The sequence below is a fragment of the Psychrobacter sp. Marseille-P5312 genome (assembly GCF_900291405.1).
Lineage (GTDB): Bacteria > Pseudomonadota > Gammaproteobacteria > Pseudomonadales > Moraxellaceae > Psychrobacter > Psychrobacter celer.
On sequence record NZ_OLML01000001.1, the window covers coordinates 1,965,424 to 1,987,081 of the forward strand.

At 37.7% G+C, this 21,658-nt stretch carries 20 protein-coding genes; 18 read left to right on the forward strand and 2 right to left on the reverse strand.

Annotation, left to right across the window (positions count from 1 at the left end; translation table 11 throughout):
• Positions 1-27 precede the first annotated feature (27 nt).
• The 18 genes from C6W44_RS08515 (at position 28) to C6W44_RS08600 (ending at position 19,687) form a co-directional block, all read left to right on the forward strand.
• Positions 28-1,197, forward strand: coding sequence for a hypothetical protein (locus C6W44_RS08515; protein ID WP_105245001.1), 1,170 nt, complete (start codon positions 28-30; stop codon positions 1,195-1,197).
• A gap of 27 nt (positions 1,198-1,224) precedes the next feature.
• A complete protein-coding gene (gene pseB / locus C6W44_RS08520; RefSeq protein WP_105245002.1) occupies positions 1,225-2,223 on the forward strand; it encodes a UDP-N-acetylglucosamine 4,6-dehydratase (inverting) in 999 nt (332 codons plus the stop codon).
• On the forward strand, positions 2,224-3,381 hold the full coding sequence (pseC, locus tag C6W44_RS08525; protein ID WP_105245003.1) for a UDP-4-amino-4,6-dideoxy-N-acetyl-beta-L-altrosamine transaminase: 1,158 nt from the start codon (positions 2,224-2,226) through the stop codon (positions 3,379-3,381).
• Complete coding sequence (gene pseF, locus C6W44_RS08530; RefSeq protein WP_105245004.1) at positions 3,378-4,064, forward strand: pseudaminic acid cytidylyltransferase; 687 nt, start codon at positions 3,378-3,380, stop codon at positions 4,062-4,064. The genes pseC and pseF overlap by 4 nt, the downstream gene beginning before the upstream one ends.
• On the forward strand, positions 4,061-5,167 hold the full coding sequence (gene pseG, locus C6W44_RS08535) for a UDP-2,4-diacetamido-2,4,6-trideoxy-beta-L-altropyranose hydrolase (protein WP_105245005.1): 1,107 nt from the start codon (positions 4,061-4,063) through the stop codon (positions 5,165-5,167). Before pseF ends, pseG begins: the two co-directional genes overlap by 4 nt.
• The gene (pseH, locus tag C6W44_RS08540) at positions 5,157-5,669 is read left to right on the forward strand and encodes a UDP-4-amino-4,6-dideoxy-N-acetyl-beta-L-altrosamine N-acetyltransferase (RefSeq protein ID WP_227526395.1); all 513 of its coding nucleotides are present in this window, start codon (positions 5,157-5,159) and stop codon (positions 5,667-5,669) included. Before pseG ends, pseH begins: the two co-directional genes overlap by 11 nt.
• A 7-nt stretch (positions 5,670-5,676) precedes the next feature.
• Positions 5,677-6,747, forward strand: a complete 1,071-nt coding sequence (gene pseI, locus C6W44_RS08545; RefSeq protein WP_105245006.1) for a pseudaminic acid synthase — start codon at positions 5,677-5,679, stop codon at positions 6,745-6,747.
• Between the two features lie 163 nt (positions 6,748-6,910).
• Positions 6,911-7,912, forward strand: a complete 1,002-nt coding sequence (locus C6W44_RS08550; RefSeq protein ID WP_105245007.1) for a glycosyltransferase family 52 — start codon at positions 6,911-6,913, stop codon at positions 7,910-7,912.
• 55 nt (positions 7,913-7,967) lie between these two features.
• Positions 7,968-9,017, forward strand: a complete 1,050-nt coding sequence (locus tag C6W44_RS08555) for a glycosyltransferase (RefSeq protein ID WP_105245008.1) — start codon at positions 7,968-7,970, stop codon at positions 9,015-9,017.
• The gene (locus C6W44_RS08560; protein WP_199774470.1) at positions 9,014-10,120 is read left to right on the forward strand and encodes a glycosyltransferase; all 1,107 of its coding nucleotides are present in this window, start codon (positions 9,014-9,016) and stop codon (positions 10,118-10,120) included. Before C6W44_RS08555 ends, C6W44_RS08560 begins: the two co-directional genes overlap by 4 nt.
• A gap of 21 nt (positions 10,121-10,141) precedes the next feature.
• A complete protein-coding gene (locus tag C6W44_RS08565; protein ID WP_105245009.1) occupies positions 10,142-11,179 on the forward strand; it encodes an EpsG family protein in 1,038 nt (345 codons plus the stop codon).
• Positions 11,180-12,061: a glycosyltransferase family 2 protein gene (locus C6W44_RS08570; RefSeq protein WP_105245010.1), complete on the forward strand. Its 882-nt coding sequence runs from the start codon at positions 11,180-11,182 to the stop codon at positions 12,059-12,061.
• A gap of 6 nt (positions 12,062-12,067) precedes the next feature.
• The gene (locus C6W44_RS08575; protein ID WP_105245011.1) at positions 12,068-13,444 is read left to right on the forward strand and encodes a phenylacetate--CoA ligase family protein; all 1,377 of its coding nucleotides are present in this window, start codon (positions 12,068-12,070) and stop codon (positions 13,442-13,444) included.
• A gap of 62 nt (positions 13,445-13,506) precedes the next feature.
• Entirely contained in the window at positions 13,507-14,613 is a 1,107-nt protein-coding gene (locus tag C6W44_RS08580; protein ID WP_105245012.1) for a glycosyltransferase, read from the forward strand.
• A 65-nt stretch (positions 14,614-14,678) separates the two neighbouring features.
• Positions 14,679-16,199 carry a sugar transferase gene (locus tag C6W44_RS13710; RefSeq protein WP_105245013.1) on the forward strand — a complete coding sequence of 507 codons (1,521 nt, stop codon included), beginning with the start codon at positions 14,679-14,681 and terminating at the stop codon, positions 16,197-16,199.
• Positions 16,200-16,435: 236 nt separating this feature from the next.
• Positions 16,436-17,905: a capsule assembly Wzi family protein gene (locus C6W44_RS08590; protein ID WP_105245014.1), complete on the forward strand. Its 1,470-nt coding sequence runs from the start codon at positions 16,436-16,438 to the stop codon at positions 17,903-17,905.
• A 271-nt stretch (positions 17,906-18,176) separates the two neighbouring features.
• Entirely contained in the window at positions 18,177-19,073 is an 897-nt protein-coding gene (folD, locus tag C6W44_RS08595) for a bifunctional methylenetetrahydrofolate dehydrogenase/methenyltetrahydrofolate cyclohydrolase FolD (RefSeq protein WP_105245015.1), read from the forward strand.
• A gap of 95 nt (positions 19,074-19,168) precedes the next feature.
• Positions 19,169-19,687: a phosphate-starvation-inducible protein PsiE gene (locus C6W44_RS08600; protein WP_105245016.1), complete on the forward strand. Its 519-nt coding sequence runs from the start codon at positions 19,169-19,171 to the stop codon at positions 19,685-19,687.
• A 64-nt stretch (positions 19,688-19,751) separates the two neighbouring features.
• Here C6W44_RS08600 and corA read toward each other — a convergent pair whose 3' ends face one another.
• Complete coding sequence (corA, locus tag C6W44_RS08605; RefSeq protein ID WP_105245017.1) at positions 19,752-20,966, reverse strand: magnesium/cobalt transporter CorA; 1,215 nt, start codon at positions 20,964-20,966, stop codon at positions 19,752-19,754.
• Between the two features lie 55 nt (positions 20,967-21,021).
• Positions 21,022-21,411 (reverse strand): DUF2237 family protein, encoded by a 390-nt coding sequence (locus C6W44_RS08610; protein ID WP_105245018.1) that lies wholly within the window; start codon positions 21,409-21,411, stop codon positions 21,022-21,024.
• Between the last annotated feature and the right edge of the window lie 247 nt (positions 21,412-21,658).

The following is a 21,658-nucleotide window of genomic DNA, read 5'->3' on the forward strand; positions in this document are numbered from 1 at the left end:
CTACTTTTCACAAATGAGTTTTTATATATGCACCTGTTTATCTTATCCGCAAAAAACATGCACTCCTATACACTAGTATATAATTTAGTAAATACATATGGCATAGATTCAACTAAGCTAAAGTTTATATTTTATGATGCTCAGTCAGAAAATGATTTAGAGTCAAATCTAGGTAATTTTAATATCTTGTTTGCTGATGATTTAACAAACCCTGATATATATAGGGATATCCAGACTGTCACAATTACCTCATTACACTCTTTTAATGCAAAGGTCATATACGACCTTATTCATTTAAAACTAATTACCTATAATCAACTAATCATTAGAATTACTGATGATGAGGTAGAGCGTTGGCATAATCTTTATCAAGCAAATGGAAGATTAACTGTAGACAATAAGTCACTTGTTGATAAGTACACATTAGATATATTAGCTAAAGTTTCTAAGTTTATATGTCTATACGATCCTTGGGGAAGACTTCTTGAAGAAACCTTAGGCAGAAGACTGACTATCTATAATATTAATATGATAACTAATAAGTACTTAAATAATAATATTCAGGATTGCTTTAAAAATGAAATCAGTACAAGTATATTAAGACAATTGCAACTGCAAAATACTGTTAGGATTTTAGTTTTCACCAAACCAAAGCCTTTCGAGTTGTTTCAAGAAGGCATATTACCTGACTTAAAAAACTTTATACTAAATAATTCAGAATCTTTGAACTCTAGGACTCTGGAGATTGCTTTTTTCGCACCATTAGGTGTACGTGTTATACCTAAACTATTTTCGACTATCTTAGTTTTAAATATGCTAGCAAGGTATAAGAAAGTTAGATTAAAAACAACCCTTTTGAATGATATGCCTAGAGAAGTGTATTTTTCTTATCTATATTCTACTCATATTATTATTGCACAAGATCGGGGAGGCTTAGGGGGTATTTATGAGGCTGCAGTAGGTGGAAGCTTAATAGTCGTCAAAAAGGACTCCCTAAATTCAAATGTGCTTTCTAATTTAGATGGGTTAAAGTATATAGAATACGATAATAAAGTAGGTCCTATAAGTGAGTCAATACAGCTACTTTCAGATAGGAGATTCGAAGACTTGAAAAAAGAACTATCAGAAAAAATGGAAGTCACCTTAAAAGAAAACTTAGGAAAATCAAACGAAACTTTTTCACTAATTTATAGTTAATTGCTCATAGTAATATAGGACAAAATTATGCTAACAAACAAAACAATTTTAATCACAGGTGGTACAGGATCATTCGGCAACACCTTTGTACCAATGACCTTGGCTAAGTATAACCCTAAAAAAGTTATCATTTTTTCTCGAGATGAAATGAAACAATGGGATATGGCAAAGAAGTTTGAAGGCGATGACAGAGTTCGCTTCTTTATCGGTGATGTACGTGATAAAGAACGTCTATATCGTGCTCTAGATGGCGTTGATTATGTCGTGCATGCCGCAGCCACCAAAATTGTGCCTACAGCAGAATACAATCCTTTTGAATGCGTGAAAACTAATATTAATGGTGCAATGAACCTTATTGATGCCTGTATCGATAAAGGCGTTAAAGGCGTGGTTGCGCTATCTACTGACAAAGCCAGTAGCCCTATTAACCTTTATGGTGCTACTAAACTTGCCTCTGATAAGTTGTTTGTAGCAGCTAACTCTTATTCTGGAGAGCATGGTACTAAGTTCTCAGTCGTACGTTATGGAAATGTAATGGGCTCTCGTGGTTCAGTTATTCCATTCTTTATGTCTATTAAAGACAAAGGTGTGTTGCCAATTACAGACGACCGTATGACCCGCTTTATGATTTCTTTAGAAGATGGCGTTGAGTTAGTATGGCATGCCTTTGAAGATATGGTAGGCGGTGAAATTTATGTAAAAAAAATCCCGTCTATGAAGATGACTGATTTGGCTAGAGTGGTTGCTCCTGAAGCGAAGCAAGAAGTCATTGGTATTCGCCCAGGTGAAAAATTACATGAGCAAATGATTAGTGTTGAAGATGCTTATTATACTTACGAGTATCCAGAGCACTTCAAAATTTTACCTACTATCAATAAGTGGGCAACAGATCCAGCACGAATAAAAGACGGCAAACGTGTCCCTGAAGGGTTCGAATATGCCAGTGATAATAATAGCGAATGGATGAGTGATGCTGATTTGCAAGCGTGGATAGACACCAACCGTGAAAATATTGGGAGTATCTAAATGATTCCTTATGGCCGCCAAGATATTAATCAACAAGATATTGATGCTGTTGTTGAAGTCCTTAAATCGGATTTTCTAACTCAAGGACCTAAAGTTCCTGCATTTGAGCAGTCAGTAAAGGATGCTTGTGACGTAAAATATGCCTTGGCAGTCAATAGTGCCACATCTGCACTGCATATTGCTTGTCTTTCATTAGGCTTAAAAGAAGGTGATTGGCTTTGGACGACGCCCAATACTTTTGTTGCTTCAGCAAATTGTGGACTGTACTGCGGTGCGCAGGTTGATTTTGTAGATATTGACCCTAATACCTATAATCTATGTGCGAAAGAGTTAGAGAAGAAACTGATTGATGCCGAAAAATCGGGAAAATTACCCAAAGTAGTGGTTCCGGTACACTTCAGTGGTCAGCCTTGCGATATGGAAGCGATTTATAATTTATCCAAAAAGTACGGCTTCAAAATTATTGAAGATGCTTCGCATGCCATCGGTGGTAAATATAAAGGCGAGCCTATTGGTAATTGTCGATATAGTGATATTACTGTATTTAGCTTCCATCCTGTAAAAATAGTGACTACCGCTGAAGGTGGCATGGCAGTGACTAATAATGCTGAGTTGGCAGAAAAATTAGACCTATTTCGTAGTCATGGTATTACGCGTAACTCTAGCCTCATGACCAAACCTATGGATGGTCCTTGGTATTATGAACAAATAGAGTTAGGTTTTAATTATCGCATGACAGAATTGCAAGCAGCGTTGGGCGTCTCTCAGATGCAGCGCTTAGATGATTTCGTTGCTAAGCGTCATGAGCTAGCTGAACGTTATAATGAATTACTGAAAGACTTACCTGTAACGTTACCTTGGCAGCATGAAGATGGTTATTCAGGTTTACATTTATATGTCATTCGCTTGCAATTAGATAAGATTACTAAAACGCATCTAGAAGTTTTTGAAGGAATGCGTGAAGCGGGTATCTTAGTTAATTTGCATTATATTCCTGTACATTTGCAGCCTTATTATCAAGAAATGGGTTTTGAAAAAGGTCAGTTTCCTCAAGCTGAACAATACTATAAAGAAGCAATGAGTATTCCGATGTTTCCGACAATGACAGAAGAACAGCAGGATAAAATAATTGCCACCCTGAAAGAGTTATTATTATGAAGGTTGCCGTGATTCCGGCTCGTGGTGGTAGTAAACGTATACCGCGCAAGAATATCAAAGAATTTTGTGGTAAACCAATGATTGTTTATTCAATCGAAGCTGCCTTACAATCTGGTTGTTTCGATAAAATCATTGTATCTACAGATGATAGTGAAATTGCCCAAGTTGCTAAAAGTTATGGCGCTGAAGTACCGTTCATACGACCAAAAGAGCTGTCTAATGACTATACTGGTACCATTCCCGTGATACGTCATGCCATTGAGTGGCTTGTAGAGCATGGAGTTGATACCAATCTAGTATGCTGCTTATATGCCACGGCTCCCTTTGTTACCGCCGAATACTTACAGCAAGGCTTGCAGCAACTAGAGGATAATAATGCAGCTTATGCTTTTACAGTGACAAGTTATGCTTTTCCTATTCAAAGAGCTATTAAGCTTAATCCTGAGTTAGGAGTAGAGATGTTCGATGCGAATAACTTTAATACTCGCTCTCAAGATTTAGAAGAAGCTTGGCATGATGCTGGTCAATTCTATTGGGGTAGGGTAGATGCTTGGGTAAATGAAAAAACAATCTTTGGCGCTGAATCTACTCCCGTTATTTTACCAAGACACCGTGTACAAGATATTGATACTCCTGAAGATTGGGAGCGCGCAGAATGGCTATTTAAGGCGTTACAAGGATGAGAGTCGTTTTCCGTTGCGATGCTTCGATACAGATAGGTACTGGTCATGTGATGCGCTGTCTCACATTAGCGGATGCTTTGGCTAAAAAAGGTGCAGAGTGCTGCTTCATTTGCCGTGAGCATGAAGGTCATTTGCTTGAAGTGATCAGAAAGCGTGGTCATCAAGTTTATAGCCTACCATTTAAAGCTGATGTAGAAAAGACTGATAGAAATGGTGCAAAGCTTTCACACGCTAATTGGCTAGGAGCTACACAGCAAGAAGATGCGCAGCAGTGCATTGATATAATTAAACTTATAGAGCCGGATTGGCTAATCGTTGATCATTATGCTATCGATATAGTATGGGAAAAAACGCTGCGACCATATTGTAAAAAACTTATGGTCATAGATGATTTAGCTGATCGTGCTCATGATTGTGATATATTGCTTGATCAAACATTTGGGCGGCATATAAAAGATTATCTTGATTGGATTCCTGATAACTGTCAAGTCTTATGTGGTTCAAAATATGCATTGCTGCGCCCTGAATTTGCTAAGTGGCGAGATTACAGTCTCGAACGTCGAAAAGATGGTATGCTTAAGCATTTGCTTATAAATTTAGGCGGTGTTGACAAAGACAATATAACGTCAAAAATACTCAAAGGCCTTCAAAATAGTTTTTTACCGGAATGTTGTAAAATAACGGTAGTTATGGGTTCAACAGCACCGTGGATTGAAAGTGTAAAAGCTCAGGCAAAAGTACTGCCTTGGAAAACTCAAGTAAAGAGAGGTGTAAACAATATGGCTGAATTAATGGCTAATAGTGATTTAGCCATTGGTGCTGCTGGTTCAACATCGTGGGAACGTTGTTGTTTAGGACTACCTACTATAATGTTCGTTTTGGCTGAAAATCAGCAGCAAATAGCCTTGAATTTACGAAATGCAAATTCAGTATTTGCTATCAGTTTAGAGTCTGACTTAGAGTCTATGATAGTAAAAGCAATAAAATATTTTACCGATACACAAAGCGTGCTTGAAGAAATGAGTGTGAACGCTTCACGAATTCTTGATGGTCGTGGTTCAGCCCTAGTAATAGAGAATATGGAAAACCGATATGATGACTGATTGGAATTGTCAAGTGCGACTAATGGTAGAGTCTGATCTTGAGCAGGTACTGGAATGGCGTAATCATCCTGATATAAGCCGTTATATGTATACTCAACACAAGATAACATTTGCCGAACATGCTAATTGGTATAAAAGAGCTAATAATAACCCAGATCATTACGTGCTTATTTTTGAACTGAGTGGCAAACCTACTGGCTTTGTCAATATCAACAAGCTGACGCATACTAGCATTGCTGATTGGGGTTTTTATATTGCGCCAAACTCAGAGAAGGGCACTGGAAGAAAATTGGGTGTGACGGTATTAAATTATGCTTTTGAAAACCTCAAATTACATAAAATTTGTGGTCAGGCGCTAGCTTATAATATACCCTCAATCAAATTCCATACTAACCTTGGGTTTACTCAAGAAGGAGTATTAAGAGACCAGCACTTTGATGGACAATCTTATAACGATGTAGTGCATTTTGGGCTGCTAGCAAACGAATGGAAAATGGAATAGTAAATCTATGACTAAAAAAAATATTTCAATAGCTGGACGTAATATTGGTGCAGAGTATCCTCCATATATCATTGCTGAGCTATCAGCCAATCATAATGGATCTATAGAAACTGCATTAGAAATCATTAAACAAGCTAAGCGGTGCGGTGCTGATGCTGTAAAACTACAAACCTATAAAGCGGATACCATCACTTTAAATAGCCGAAATGAAGAATTTATGATTCGTGGCGGATTGTGGGATGGTCAGTCTTTATATGAGTTATATGAAAAAGCACATATGCCTTGGGGTTGGCATAAACCTTTATTTGACTATGCACGAGAATTAGATATTACTATTTTTAGTTCACCGTTTGATAATACAGCAGTAGATTTATTAGAGGACTTGAATGCGCCTGCATACAAGATTGCCTCTTTTGAAGCGGTAGATTTGCCCCTTATTAAATATGTGGCAAGTACTGGTAAACCCATGATTATTTCCACTGGTATGGCTGATGCTGAAGAGATTCAAGAAGCAATCGATGCTGCACGTTCAGGAGGCTGTAAAGAACTCGCTATTTTGCATTGTGTCAGCGGTTATCCTGCCCCTAGCGAGGACTACAATCTACTTACGATTCCAGATATGATAAATCGTTTTGGTTTGGTGACAGGCTTATCAGATCATACGCTTGATAATACAACAGCGATCACTAGTGTGGCACTAGGTGCTTCTATTATAGAGAAGCATTTTACACTCGATCGTAATGCTGGTGGTCCTGATGATAGCTTTTCACTAGAGCCTGCAGACTTAACTGCTCTTTGCCGTGATAGTAAGACCGCTTGGGCAGCTCTTGGTAAAGTAGATTATGGTCGTAAGGCTAGTGAACAAGCAAATGTGAAGTTCCGTCGCTCGTTATACTTTGTTAAAGACTTGAAGGCAGGTGATGTCATTACTGAAGATGCTATTCGTAGTGTACGCCCCGGCTTCGGGCTTGCGCCTAAATTTTATGATGAGGTTGTTGGGAAGCAGGTTTCGGTGGATGTGAAGAAACATACCGCTGTTAGCTCAGACTTAATAAGTAATAAATTACAAGCCTTGTAGTTTAGGATTACTAAAAACAAGCTCAGTAACGAAGCAATAAATAGACTTAGAATAGAACATTTAAATGTACTAATTACTAACTTTGTAAATATCTATAAAGGTTAAAATTAATTCAGCTGTATCAACACCATTTGAAATTTTTAAATTAAATAGAACCCAATATATGAATAAAAAAAATAAAAGCTTGTTACTGTGCACAACCCCCCTTCAAATGCTAATTGCTGAAAAAATTATCAAGATTAATTCACATGAGGAATTTGACTTATTAGTAATCAATCCTACACGAAATGACAAATACAATTACTACTTTAATAGGGTTAGTAAACTATGTAATAGTAGTCTGTATTATGAAGGAGATATTGATACTAGTAGAGACTCGTTGTATATAAAAAAATTTCATCATTTAATTTCATTTATGAGATTCAACCAACTGCTTAAATCTCATAACATACACAAACAGTACTCCAAAATATATGTTGCAAGCATCGATGACTTGTACTTTAGATATATTATTTCTAAAAATAAGGATACACAAATATATACATTCGACGATGGAACAGCAAATATTATTGATTCTAGTGTATATTACACAAAAAAAAGACCCAAACTTGCTCAAAGAATAAAGTGGAGAATATTGGGGCTTAAATTTTATGAGCAAGATTTGCGTAAGCTAACTACGCTTCATTATACTATTTATAAAGATGTTCCTAATATTACTACAAAGACGAAATATATAGAGCTATTTAATGAGCCTATGTATAATGCTATAGGTGTTCGTAATACTATTAGAATATTTTTAGGTCAGCCTTTGAAAAAGATATCAGATAAATATAATGGGTCTTATATCGATAAAATAATGAGAGAGTTGAAAGTAGATCTGTATTTTCCTCATCCAAGAGAAACCGACTATCCTAAAGGTAAATACAAAATACTGAATAGCCCTCTAATTTTCGAAGACTATTTAATTCAATATCTAACTGATAACCCAACAACTTATATTTATGTATATAGTTTTGTTAGTGGGAGTCTATTAAATATTGCTCATTTTGATAGAGTTAAGGCTATATATATTCATGATAAAGACTTATACTTTAAATTCAAAGGTTTCTACAAATTTTCACAAGAGAAGCTAAACATTAAAAGCTTATTTATAGAAGAAGAGTAATTAACTTAGTTATAAACTTAGATTTAGATAGTCACTACTAAAGGTCAAGCTATTTATGACACAGAACGTTTGCTTTCTTATATCAGATTTAGAGAAGTCTGGAGGTACTCAACGTATACTAACTTTACTATGTAATTTATTGGCTGATCACTATAATGTATACATAATAATTACTCATGAAGGTGAGCCCTTCTTCACTCTTGATAATAGAGTCAATATTATCAGCCTTCCTTCCATGAGGTTTAGCCATCTCCAAAGAAGTTGGGATATTTATAATATATTAAAAAAATTTAATATAGACGTTTATGTAAATTTAGATTCTAACTCAATACTTTTTTATAGCCTATTACTCCCCAAGAATACTAAACTAGTCTTATGGGAGCACTTTTCTCTCGCTAATAACTCTAACAAACCGCATTTTATTGCCTCACGTCATTATGCTACTTTACGCTGCTCAAGCTTAGTTTTAATATCTAAGTACGAAATTTCTGAATGGAGTAAATACAACCCTTTAGCAGAGAGAAAAAGTAAACTCATATATAACCCACTAAGTATTGATGAAAGCAAGATAGATACTTCAAATAAATATCAGATGAAATCTTTCCTTGCTATCGGTAATAATATTGATGTTAAAGGTTTCGATATTTTAGTGAAAATTTGGCACAGAATTAAAGAACCTAGCTTACTGAGAATTATTGGTCTAGAGGAAGATCAAATCGTTTTTCTACAGAACATAATTGACCAAACTAATATTAAAAATATTGAGCTTTACGGTAGAGTTAAGAATATAAGTAACTACTATAGCACCTCTTCTGTACTTCTATTACCATCCAGAAAAGAAGCGACGCCTCTCGTCTTAATTGAAAGTCAAGCTTATGGTATCCCAGCTATAGTATTTAATCATCTTCCTGGGGTACTAGAGCTTATAAACAAATCAGCTACTATTGTAGACTATGACGAAAGCGGAGAGTCGTTTCTAGATGCTATCAATACTATTAATGAGAATGAAGATTTATATACTACATTACATCTAAACGCTATTGAAAATGCTCAGAGATTTAAAATTAAAGAGTTTCGAGATCAATGGATTAGGGTCTTATCATGAAAAGAGTGCTACATATAGTTGGAAAAATGGACCGAGCTGGTGCTGAAACTATGCTTATGAATCTATATCGTCAAATTAATCGAGATCAGTTTCAGTTTGATTTCATCACCTTTACTAATGATAAAGGTGATTATGATGATGAGATTACTAAGCTAGGGGGTAGAATAATACCAATTATTGCTAAAGACCCTATTAGCCGTACACTGAAGCTAACTAGCTTTTTAAAAAAGAACCCTGAATATAAAATAGTACATGCTCATATGCTATTAAGTAATGCTTTTCACTTATTAGCTGCAAAAAATGCAGGAGTAAGGCATCGTATATCTCACTCACACAATACTAGCAATGGTAAAGGTGGCGTTCTTAATAAAGCATATGAAAGATGGTCTCTATTAATGAACCGTAACCTCGCTACTTTTAGGGTAGCTTGTGGCATAGAAGCCGCAGAGTATTTATTTGGTAATAATAGTAATGTACTTATACTTAAGAATGCTGTTGATGTTGATAATTTAAATCACATCGCAGATAACTCACGTAGCTATATACAAGAGCAAATTAAAGGCTATAAACCAGACTCTTACTTAAATATCCTACAAGTGGGTAGACTGAGTGATGTAAAAAATCATAAATTCTCTTTGGAAGTTATGAAAGAGCTTAAAAGCTTAAGAGTTAAATTTAACTTCTTGATAGCAGGCAAAGGACCTTTAGAATCATACCTAAAGGAACTAGTTTCAGAAATGGGCTTAGATGATTGTGTCAGTTTTTTAGGAGTTCGAACTGATATAACCCAGCTAATGGCTAGTGCCGACTTGATGATTATGCCATCTAAACATGAAGGATTCCCTGTAGTTTTAGTTGAAAGTCAGTGTACTGGACTGAAATCTCTTGTCTCAGATCAGGTTTCTACAGAGGTAGATTTAGGGTTAAACTTAGTAAAGTTCCTTCCAATTAAAGATCCTAAAATATGGGCACAAAATATAATTAAATCGAAGACAATTTCTTCTCCACCTGCATCAATTATTAAAAATAAATTACAACTCGCAGGTTTCGACGTTAAAGCTAATGCTATTAAGTTAGCTCAAACTTACAACAGCTTCCAATGAAAACTAGGCTTATAACTTAAAATGCTTCCATATTTTATCGTCTTAGTGCTCGTAATATTTTGGGTAGCTCTAGAGAACGCATCTTTAAAGAGAAAATCCTTTTGGTTTCCACTCTTAATACTATCGATATTCTCAGGTATAAGAAATTATAGCGTTGGAACAGACTCGCCTGGTTATACAAGGATGTTTAGAGATAACTTTCCTATTAGCGATTACACCTTTTCTGAACATGTAGAACCAGGTTATCAGTTATTAAGATATTTTCTATTATCTTTAACACATAATTACTTTTGGTTGTTTTTTACCACAACTCTAATTATTGTCGGTAGTTATTTATTTACTATAAAACGCTTAAGTACAAACTATACACTTTCCGTCTTTTTTTTTATCACACTTGGAGCCTATACGTTTTCCTTTAATGGGTTAAGGCAGGGAATAGCTGTGGCTATAATGGCACTTGCAGCCCCCTACCTTATTCAAAAAAACTTTAGAGTTTTTTTATTAATAGCTTTAATAGCCTCAGCTTTTCACTCTACGGCATTAATTTTACTACCTTTTTATTTTCTATTGCACTGGAAAATTAAACTGCCTTTTAAAGCTACTGGTATATTCTTAACTACTCTCTTAATAAGTAGTACGGTTATCTCTTATCTAGCAGCAAATAATCCTCGTTATGAAGTTTACACTGAAGAAACTAAAGCTGGGGGACTAGTAGTTTTAAGTTTTAATATTTTTATAGTTATAGCTTTATACTTAGTTAATTATTTATATAAAATAAGAGATAACAACTTTCATCTATTACTTCAATTTTATTCTTTAGGAGTTGTGTTTGTAATACCTTTTGCCATACTGGGTACAAATCCTTCAGGTCCTCAAAGGATGCTTAATTATTTTTCTTGGCTAATAGTAATTTTATTACCTATAGCTCTTAAGAAGGTAAATAATATTATCATCTACTTAATTGCGATTATGCTTAGCTTAGTCTATTTTGGCTTAACTACATCAACGTTTAGTCATTTAACGCCCTACACTCTTAACCCTATATTCGAGATCTTATAAATGAATAATAAAGATTATATTTCAATAGGAATATCTATTTATAATGCTGAGCAATATTTAGGTTACGCTATTTCTTCTGTTTTAGCTCAGACTCATAAATACTGGGAGCTCATACTGGTTGATGACGGCTCTACTGATAGATCATTAGAAATAGCTAAAGATTTCGCAAAGCTTGACGATAGGATTAGAGTCATTTCAGACGGAAACAATCGGAAGCTTCCATATAGATTGAACCAAATTATTGATGAAGCTAAGTATTCTTATATAGCTAGGATGGATGCTGATGATTTAATACATCCGGAACGATTAGAAAGACAACTTAAATTCTTAATAGAAAACCCTAACTATGATTTAGTGTCAACTGGTTTAGTATCCATTGATAATAATAACAAAGTTTATGGATATCGCTCCCCTAGCAGTCTAGATGTCGACTTTAATATTGTTAATTCAACCTACCCAATTAACCATGCGACAATATTGGTAAGAAAAGAATGGTACCAACGTAATAAATATAATGTTGATTTTCCAAGATCTCAGGATTATGAACTATGGTGTAGAACTTCCTCAAATAAGGATTTAGCTGTAGCTATAATACCGGACTTGCTTTACTACTATAGAGAAGAGGGCGTTATTAGCTCAAAAAAATTAATCAAATCATACAAAGCAGGATATGAAGCTTATAGCAAATATTCAGGTAGGAATAATCTCAAGAAGTTTGCCACCATGCGACTAAAGATAGCTACTGTAAAACTACTTGATCGTCTAGGACAATTGCAACTATTAGCTCGTAAGCGAAATCGTTCTGAACTAGACTTATCTATTGTCAAAGAACATCAGAAAGTTATTGATACACTTTTAGAAAATGCTAGCTTAGGAAAATAATATCAAATGTCTATTTTATTTAAAGCTTTTAAGGTTGCACCAATTCAGGTACAAAACCTTGCTATTACAATTGTTTCTACTAACCTTTATCGTGTCCGTCATGGGAGAAAATACAAAAAATATAAAAAATATCATAAAAAATGGGAACAATCTAATGCTTCTCAACTTAAAAAGGAAGTTGATAAACGATTTTACGAGTTTCTAAAGTACTCTCGTAAAAACTCTAAGTGGTTTAATAAAGCACTTACTAGTGATATGGTTGATAATCTTGATATATACTCTCTCCCTATTTTAGAAAAAAGTGACTTAATCAATCATTTTAATGAAATCATAACAGTTAAAAAAAGAAGTAGTATCGTCAACCAAACTAGTGGCACAACAGGCAGTTCTTTAACAACTTATATGACTAAAGAAGATATGCAAGAGCGTTGGGCTATTGTTGACGCGCACAAAGAAATGCATGGCTTTAAATTTGGCAAAAAAACGGCATGGTTTTCAGGAAAAAACCTTATAACTGATCGAGATATATCTAAAGGTATATGCTCTCATTATGACTTCGTTAATAAAATTCGTTATTACTCAACCTTCCATATTAATAGTAAAAACTTCGACGTTTACTGGGAGTCATTGAACTCTTATCAACCTGAATTTATCGTTGGCTTCCCTTCAAGTATTTTTACTATTTGTGAAATTGCTGATTCCAAAGGCTTAAAAATTAATAAGCCTGTCAAGGTGTTTTTCTCAACATCTGAAAACCTAACACCAGAGTATAGAGAAGTAATCAGCAAAGTCTTAGGATGTAGAGTTGCTGACCACTATTCAGCTTCAGAAGGCGCCCCAATCATTATTGAATGTATTGCTGGATCTCTACATTTAAACCCTCTTTCTGGAATTATAGAAGTTTTAGATAGCGACCTTCTTCCTACTACAGAAGGTGAGCTCATCGTTACATCCTTCACCTCTCACGGTACACCACTAATAAGATACAGAGTCGGAGATATAATCCGAGTAGCACCTAAAGACGCGACCTGCACATGTGGCTCTAATTTCCCATTAATTGATAGTATAGAAGGTAGATCTAGTGATTACATTTATTCCCCTGAAAAGGGCAGAATCAATCAAGTTAACATTGGAAACTCTGCAAAGGGAGTTAGTGGCATTATCTGTTTCCAAATTATCCAAAATCAAATTGATTCACTCAAGGTTATGATAGTTAAGAATGATAGTTTTACACCTGACTCAGAGAAAGTCTTTTTACAAGCACTACAACAAAGAGTGGGAAATAAAATGCGTATAGAACTTAGCTATGTAAAGGACATTCCTCGTGATGAAAGTGGAAAGTTTCGAATTATTAAAAACAATCTTAACCACGATGATTTATAGCTTTCTTAAATTATTACTTCAAACTTTTCGTCTACTTCTAATTAATATAAGTGATATCATTTATGCAGAAGCCTAACGTATGTTTTATCCTAACTGACGCTATTTCTTTCCAAATGCTTTGTCGAGGTCAGTTTGAATATTTTAAAGAGAACTCTGATTTCGATATGACCTTTGTCTCAGGGGGGGATGAACACGATTTTGCTAAGTTAATTAAGCGAAAAGTGGGTAACGTTTTTGATGCTAAGTTAGTACGTAAGCCTTCAGTAATTCGAGACTTTAAGTCTTTGATCACTCTTATCTCATACTTTTCAACTAATCGCTTTGATTTAGTCGTTTACTCGACACCAAAAGCACTTTTACTTGGCAGTATAGCGACCTCAATAACACGACATAATAATACAATCGCTATTATTAGGGGGAGAGCTTATGAGAACTATTCTGGAACAAAAAGAAAAATTTATCAATTACTAGATAAAATATCGCTACTAAGCTCAAAAAAGGTCATTTTTATCTCTGATTCTTTACGAGAATCTTATCTAGAAGAAGGTCTTACAAGTCGAAGCAAATCATATTTGCTGGGCTCTGGTTCCTCGAATGGTGTCGATACTACTAGGTTCCAACCTAATAAAGCTACTAAGAACGACTCCTTTACGGTTTTAGTAGCCGGACGTATTTGTATCGATAAAGGCATTCAAGATTTGGTAGAAGTTATTGCGAATATCAAGAGTAAAAATATCACTTTCAAACTTGTAGGTCCAGTTGAGAACCCTACTTCTGAAGCAATACTATCTTCCTTAACATCTAATTATCCTAATATTGTACATGTTCCTTATACTGACAATATTGAACAACACTTTATGGAAGCCGATCTACATTTATTCCTAACTCATAGAGAAGGATTTGGTAATGTCGCCATTGAAGCTGCCAGCTGCGGTATTCCAACTTTTGCTTATGATGTCATTGGCGTCAAAGATAGTGTAAAAGAAGGTATCAGCGGCAAAAAATTTAATTTCAAGGATACAGCCTCTATCGCACAGGCTATCGATGAAGCTTCTACTGATCCTAGTTTTGACCAAAGATATCGTTTAGCAAGAGAATGGGCTATTGAACACTTTTCTCAAGAAAAAGTTTGGAATGATTTACTGAAGTTCTATAAAGATAATTTATAATATATTGATTCTCTCTATATTATCCCCTATGAGATTAGAGAATCATTACTACTAAAGAGATGCGAATGAATATTTTAGTAACTGGTGCCAATGGCTTTATTGGCGGAGCCTTAGTTTCAAGTCTACTTCAAACATCACATACGCCTATAGCTTGTGTAAGGCAGTCTGTTGAGACTACTCTAGACTGTGAGTATCGCTTCATAGATACACTCGACTCTATGACGGACTGGGGTGATATTCTAAAAGATATCGATGTTGTCATTCACTGTGCAGCCAAGGCAAGTATTGCAAAAAAAGATGCAGACAGCCGTAGATCATCATTAAAAGAAGTTAATACCTTGGCAACGCTGAACTTAGCGCAACAAGCAGCAAAAGCTGGTGTGAAAAGATTCATATATCTAAGCTCGATTAAGGTAAATGGAGAGTTTAGCCTGCCTAACCAGCCGTTTACACCAGAGGTGACGCAGCCTCCAACTGACCCCTATGGTTTAAGTAAGTATGAGGCAGAAGTTGGACTACAAGATATTGCCAATAATAGTGCTATGGACTATGTCATAGTACGCCCGACTCTAGTTTATGGTAATAAAGTAAAAGGCAATTTCCGCTCCTTAATGAAATGGACTTATAAAGGTATCCCCTTACCTTTAGACGGTATTAAAAATAACTTACGTAGTTTAGTCTTTGTTGAAAACTTAACTGACTTTATCATTAGTAGTATAGAAAATCCAAATGCTAAGAATGAGGTATTTTTGGTTTCTGATGGGACAGATCTCTCAACAGCAGCCCTATTAAATAATATTGCTACAGGATTAGGTGTCGAAAATCGAGCACTACCTATCCCTCCACTACTCATTAAAACCGGTGCACGTTTGTTAGGTAAAGAACATATTGCTCAAAGGCTTTGTGGCTCATTACAGGTTGATATATCAAAAACAAGAAACACGCTAAACTGGCAGCCTAAAATCTCTACTGAAGAGGCTATACAACAAACGGCTCAATACTATGCTTCAAGCCTTTTTAACTCAAAAAAAAATACTTGGCAAAGACCTTTAGACTTAGCACTCTCTGCAACAGGCTTAGTTGCTGCCTCACCTCTATTGCTAGGTACAACTATCATAGGCTACTTTGATACTGGTTCTCCATTATTTATTCAAGAACGAGTTGGTAAAGACAAAAAACCGTTTAAATTAGTTAAGTTTCGTACCATGTCTTTAGACACAGCATCAGTTGCTAGTCACTTAGCAGATAATAGCTCAATTACCAAGCTGGGACGCATCTTACGCAAAACAAAACTAGATGAGCTACCTCAGTTAGTAAATGTATTAAAGGGTGAAATGAGCCTCGTTGGCCCTAGACCTAATCTATATAATCAGCAAGAGTTAATCGAAGCACGAGACGCTCAAGGTGTGTATGATGTTTTGCCTGGTATTACTGGATTAGCGCAACTGAGTGGCATAGATATGTCTACTCCAGAGTTGCTAGCAAAAACTGACAAAGAAATGATCGATAATTTAACGTTAAATAAATACTTCAGCTATATCATTCGTACTGCCTTGGGTAAAGGTAGTGGCGATGCTGTTAAGTGATTTAACCTACCTAAGTATAACTAGGCTCTTGATGACTTAATCCTAGTTTTATTTAGCCTCTTTTTGTTATGAAAAAAGAGGCTTTTTATACAGCACTTCACCCTGTGAATACTCTTAATATTCAAGTACTATACTCATACTTAACGCTTAAGTTAATAAGTCACTATCAAAAAGATTACATAGATTCTATATCCCGTTATTTTCTGTCGCCCTTTTTACTTTAGAGTACTCCTATTATGAAACTCTCAAAACTTTCATTTAAAACCAAAAAGTTAGCCAGCTTATTACTAACAGCTGGTTTATTAAGCAACCTAGCCAGTGCCCAAAATCTACACTTGAATGACATGAGCTTAAAATCAGAGCTAGATTGGTTAAGAGCACAAGGTGTGATTCAAATCAGCACCAGTACTTGGCCGTTGACAGCCAATGAGATTAATAGAGCCTTATCTAAAGCTGATATTCGCACTGCTGAACAACAGCAAATTGTGCAATCTATTCGCTATACACTGAGTAAAGAACCAAAGTCTTTAGTTAATACTAAATTCTCAGCGTACGCCCAAACCGATAGAGAGCAGCTACCTCAAAGCTTCGCTGATGATAAAACAGCCAATTTCCAAGCCACTGCCCAAGCAAGCTTAAGTGAAGAAGATTGGGAAGTTAACCTTCGCGCCAATGTCAAAGACAAAGACATGATTGATGACGAGGATTTAAGCTTTGAAGGCTCATACTTAGCAGGTAAATATGCCAACCAGTGGCTTATTGCGGGCCAGATCCCTACTTGGTGGGGACCAGGTCATGACGGCAGTCTTATCCGTGGTGACGCTAGCAAGCCTGTCATTGGTGTCACTATGCAGCGTGACACACAGGGTGCACCAAGCCATCCTTATCTAAACTGGATCGGTCCTTGGCAGTATCAGCTTTTCGCTGGTCAATTAGACGACTATGAGGCAGCCAAAGATGCCAAACTGATTGGTATGCGTCTAACAGCAAGCCCAACAGACTGGTTAGAAGTCGGTGCTTCACGTACCTTTATGTGGGGCGGTGAAGGTCGACCCCAGAGTTTTAGCTCTTTTACTGATGCTTTATTAGGAACCAAAGATAACGAAGCAACTAATAGTATAGAGGCGGCTGATGACCCAGCTAATCAACTGGGTGGTTTTGATGCGCGCTTAAATTTAGCACCATTGGTGAATATTCCTGCAGGTGTTTATGCTCAATATGTGGGTGAAGATGAAGCAGGCGGCTTGCCTGCTAAAAACATGTATTTAGCTGGTGTTGATTATGCGTCTGCTGCTTATGGTAAACCTTACCAGCTGTATGCAGAGTATACAGACACTCGTTCTAGTGGTGAGGTAAAAGGCGTTTCTTATGACCACTTTATCTATACAGACGGCTATTATCAGCAAGGCTTTCCATTAGGCTATGCGCTAGGCGGCGATGCGGAAAGTATCGCGCTTGGAGGTCGCTTATGGCTCGATAACCGTAATTTTATTAATGCAAAAGTACAGCATGCTAAGGTGAATCAAGCCGATGAAGCCATTAATCAAGCCTTCCCAACGATTGATAAGCTGACTGGTATTGATGTGGCTTGGGAGCATCAATACAATCCAAAGACGCTGATATCTAGTAGACTTTGGGCAGTTGACTCTGATACCCAGTCCACTGATGTTGGGGTAGGCGTAGGTATAGAATTTAATACTTATTAAATGACTGTTTCATCAGTTTAAGGAAGTTTTCGAACATAAAAAGTCGGTCTAATATAATTAATAGGCCGATTTTTTATAGTGAGTTTACAGATTTTAAAGTAAGGACTGTTAATAGGGCGCTAGGATTTCTTAGCTCAGACAGGTACAATATAGTCTCGATCAACGGTCAAAAAGAATTGACCGAGCATAAGACAGGCATGCAAAAACTTGCAGGCGCTGTCTTTATTTTTATCGCACCCTATTTTTTATCGCACCCTTTATTGGAGTTACTATGTCAACTGCGTCTATTACGTCAACTGCCCAAGGATCTGCTACCGTTTTGGACGGTAAAGCACTTGCTAAACAAATAGAACAGCAACTGAGTGCGCGTGTAGACGCTATTAAAGCGAAAACAGGCCGTACTCCAAGCCTCGCGACGATATTGGTCGGTGACGATCCTGCTTCTGCGACTTATGTACGTATGAAAGGCAATGCGTGTAAGCGTGTCGGCATGGACTCTATACGCGTTGAAATGCCAAGTGCGACGACGACTGCAGAGCTGATGGCAAAAATAGACGAGCTAAATAGCAATCCAGACGTGCATGGTATTTTGCTGCAGCACCCAGTACCGGCTCATATCGATGAGCGTGCTTGCTTTGAGCAGATTGACTTGGCAAAAGACGTCGATGGTGTGACCTGCCTTGGCTTTGGTCGTATGGCGATGCAGCAGTCTGCGTATGGCTCTTGCACGCCGCAGGGCATCATGCACTTATTGGCGCATCATGATATCGAGTTATCAGGTAAAGAAGCCGTGGTCGTTGGCCGTAGTGCTATCTTGGGTAAGCCAATGGCAATGATGCTATTAAATGCCAACTGCACAGTGACGATGTGTCACTCAAAAACACAAGATTTGGCCGCTCATATCAAGCGTGCTGATATCGTGGTCGGGGCAGTGGGTGTGCCTGAGTTGATTAAAGCTGAGTGGATCAAAAAAGGGGCTGTGGTAGTCGATGCAGGTTTTCATCCCACCGACAATGGCGGTGTTGGCGATATCGAGCTGACAGGCGTTGAGAGCATTGCTAGTGCTTATACACCTGTGCCAGGCGGCGTAGGCCCGATGACGATTAATACTCTCATTCGCCAGACGGTAGAAGCCGCTGAAAAATCAGCAGGCTTGGATATTAGCTAAAAAATAGCTATGTGAGTGCTGATTGCCGATAGATAAAGGGGCCTGATTGATAGAGTCAGGCAAATCAACCACCTCTTCGTTGATAGGATCTAAAAATGGCTAAAAAAGACGTAGGTATTCATGAGCGACTACAAGGTATTGGTAGAGAGTTTGTCGATGTCTGTCATTACGTTATTTTATTTTTAATCAGTGTGGTGGTGGTCTGGACGGCAGGTAAAGAGTTCATTTATATTGTCCAAAAAGGCTCAGCGGATCTAAAAGATATTTTGATGCTGTTCATTTATCTTGAGCTACTCGCTATGATAGGGATTTATTTCAAAACCCATCGATTGCCCGTACAGTTTTTGATATTTATCGCCATCACCGCATTGTCGCGACATCTGGTCGTTGATGTGCAGGCAGTGTCAGATTATTTTCATCTATGGCTATTGGCAACGATCTCTGTGGCAATCATGCTATTGAGTGGTGCTATTGTCATATTGACTTGGACGGCAAAAACCTTTGGTCGTCCAGAGGACAATCTTGATAGACAGTATGCAAATTTGACAGTCAATGCCATGCTGCCTGACAATGCGCAAGCCCCAGACAGCCATACCAAGCACCGCCGTGAGTAATGAGGCACAATCAGCATAAAAAAGGGCTACCAGTGGTAGCCCTTTTTTATGTATGAATGAGTTATCACAACCATTTGAGTTTCTTAAAGTTGTAATACAAGAAGCTACACAACGCGATGATGATAATCATAATAACGAAGTAAGCGTATTTCCAATGCAGCTCTGGCATAAAATCAAAGTTCATTCCATAAATGCCAGCAATAGCGGTTGGGACGGCAAGGATACCCGCCCAGGCGGCAAGTTTACGTACCACCTCGTTTTGTCCCATATTGACCATGGCCATATAGGTATTCATCACCACACTTAGCATCTCATTCAGACCGTTAATGGCATCCAATGAGTGTAAGAGGTGATCATTGACATCACGAAAGTAGGGCTTGGCTGCTTGAGAGAAGCCAGAGACCAGCTCGCTTTTTTTGTGATTGATAAAAAAACTACAGATGTCTTGCACCGGTAAAATAATCGCCCGCATATGTACCAGCTGTGACTTGAGCTGATATAGGTTTTTTAATGTGCCTTTATCGAACTCATAGGTAAATACGTAACGCTCTTGCTCCCGCAAATATCGACCCAATCGATCGGTAATCGGCATATAGTTATCCACGATAAAATCGAGAATAGCGTGCAAGACAAATATCGGTCCCATTCTGAGCTTTTCTGGGCGGCGATGGCAGTGCTCGCGGACAGGTGCGTAGGAGTTGGATGGACCATTGCGAATGGTGATTAAGTAGTTTTTGCCCATAAATATCGCCGTGGTGCCGTAGCGAATGACGTTGTCTTCAAGCTTGGCGGTACGTAATACCACAAACACCATGTCGTTGTCGTAATTTTCGACTTTGGCACGCTGATGGTCGGCAAAGGCATCCTCGATGGCAAGTTCGTGCAGACCAAAGGCTTCTTTGACTTTAACCATGGTCTGGAGGCTGGGGTCATACAAACCCAGCCAGATAAACTGGCCATTGTTACTCAGCGCCCGACTGACATCATTTAGCGCCACTTTATCGAGGTTTTCGCCGGTCTTACGAGAGTAGGCGTAGCAATTGACGACCTCATCTTCACTGGATAGATCGATATCTTCATAGCGCTCAGAATCAGGGTCATAGACCGTCATGGTCTCGATGGTGTCTTCTCTGGTGGCATCGGCATCGCCGTAAATATAGCTATCATCATTATCGAGATACAAATGCTCATCATTCATGTCCGCATAAAGACGGTTGATGTCGGAGTTAGGTTCAATACGCGCGGTTTTTTTGAGCAATTGATCGTTATTGTGGTCCATACCCCCTCCCGTGATAAAGTAAAAAATGTCTCACAAATAAAACGCGGCGCCGTCATTAAAGCGCGTGGCTTTTTAAAGTCTCAATATCGACCAAGCTCAGCAGGCTTTCGTGACAGGCTTCGAGCTTGATTGGCGGGGCGATATCGAAGTCCAAGGCCTCGACCCAGCGTAGCGCACAGATGCACCAGTAGTCGCCAGGTTTTAATCCAGCAAAACCATACTCAGGCAGAGGCGTGATTAAGTCATTGCCGCGACTGGCAGAAAAATTCAAAAACTCGCTGGTCATCTTGGCGCAGACGGTATGCTGGCCGACATCATGACTGCCAGTATGACAAAAACCATTGCGATAATAGCCGGTAATCGGGTCAAAACAGCAGCTGGCAAGCGCCGTCCCTAAGACGTTGGTTTGGTTGATGGCTGGGTTTGGGTGGTAATCAGATGACATAAGGCTTCCGAGATAAAAATATGTGTTAGTGTAACATGAGTCTGTCTGCATGGCGCTGTTCTTGCTGGGGCAATTCGCGCACGTTTTTGTCAAGTAATGCAAGCGCATAGCGGCTATTTCACGGGCGCTATTTGTTCAATACGAGCAGATAGCCGTCGCCGTAGCTACTGATGCTCATGATGCCATGGACGATAATTAGATAGTAATTGTGCCCAATTGTCACTAGGCGAACCTTGAGTGCTATGCT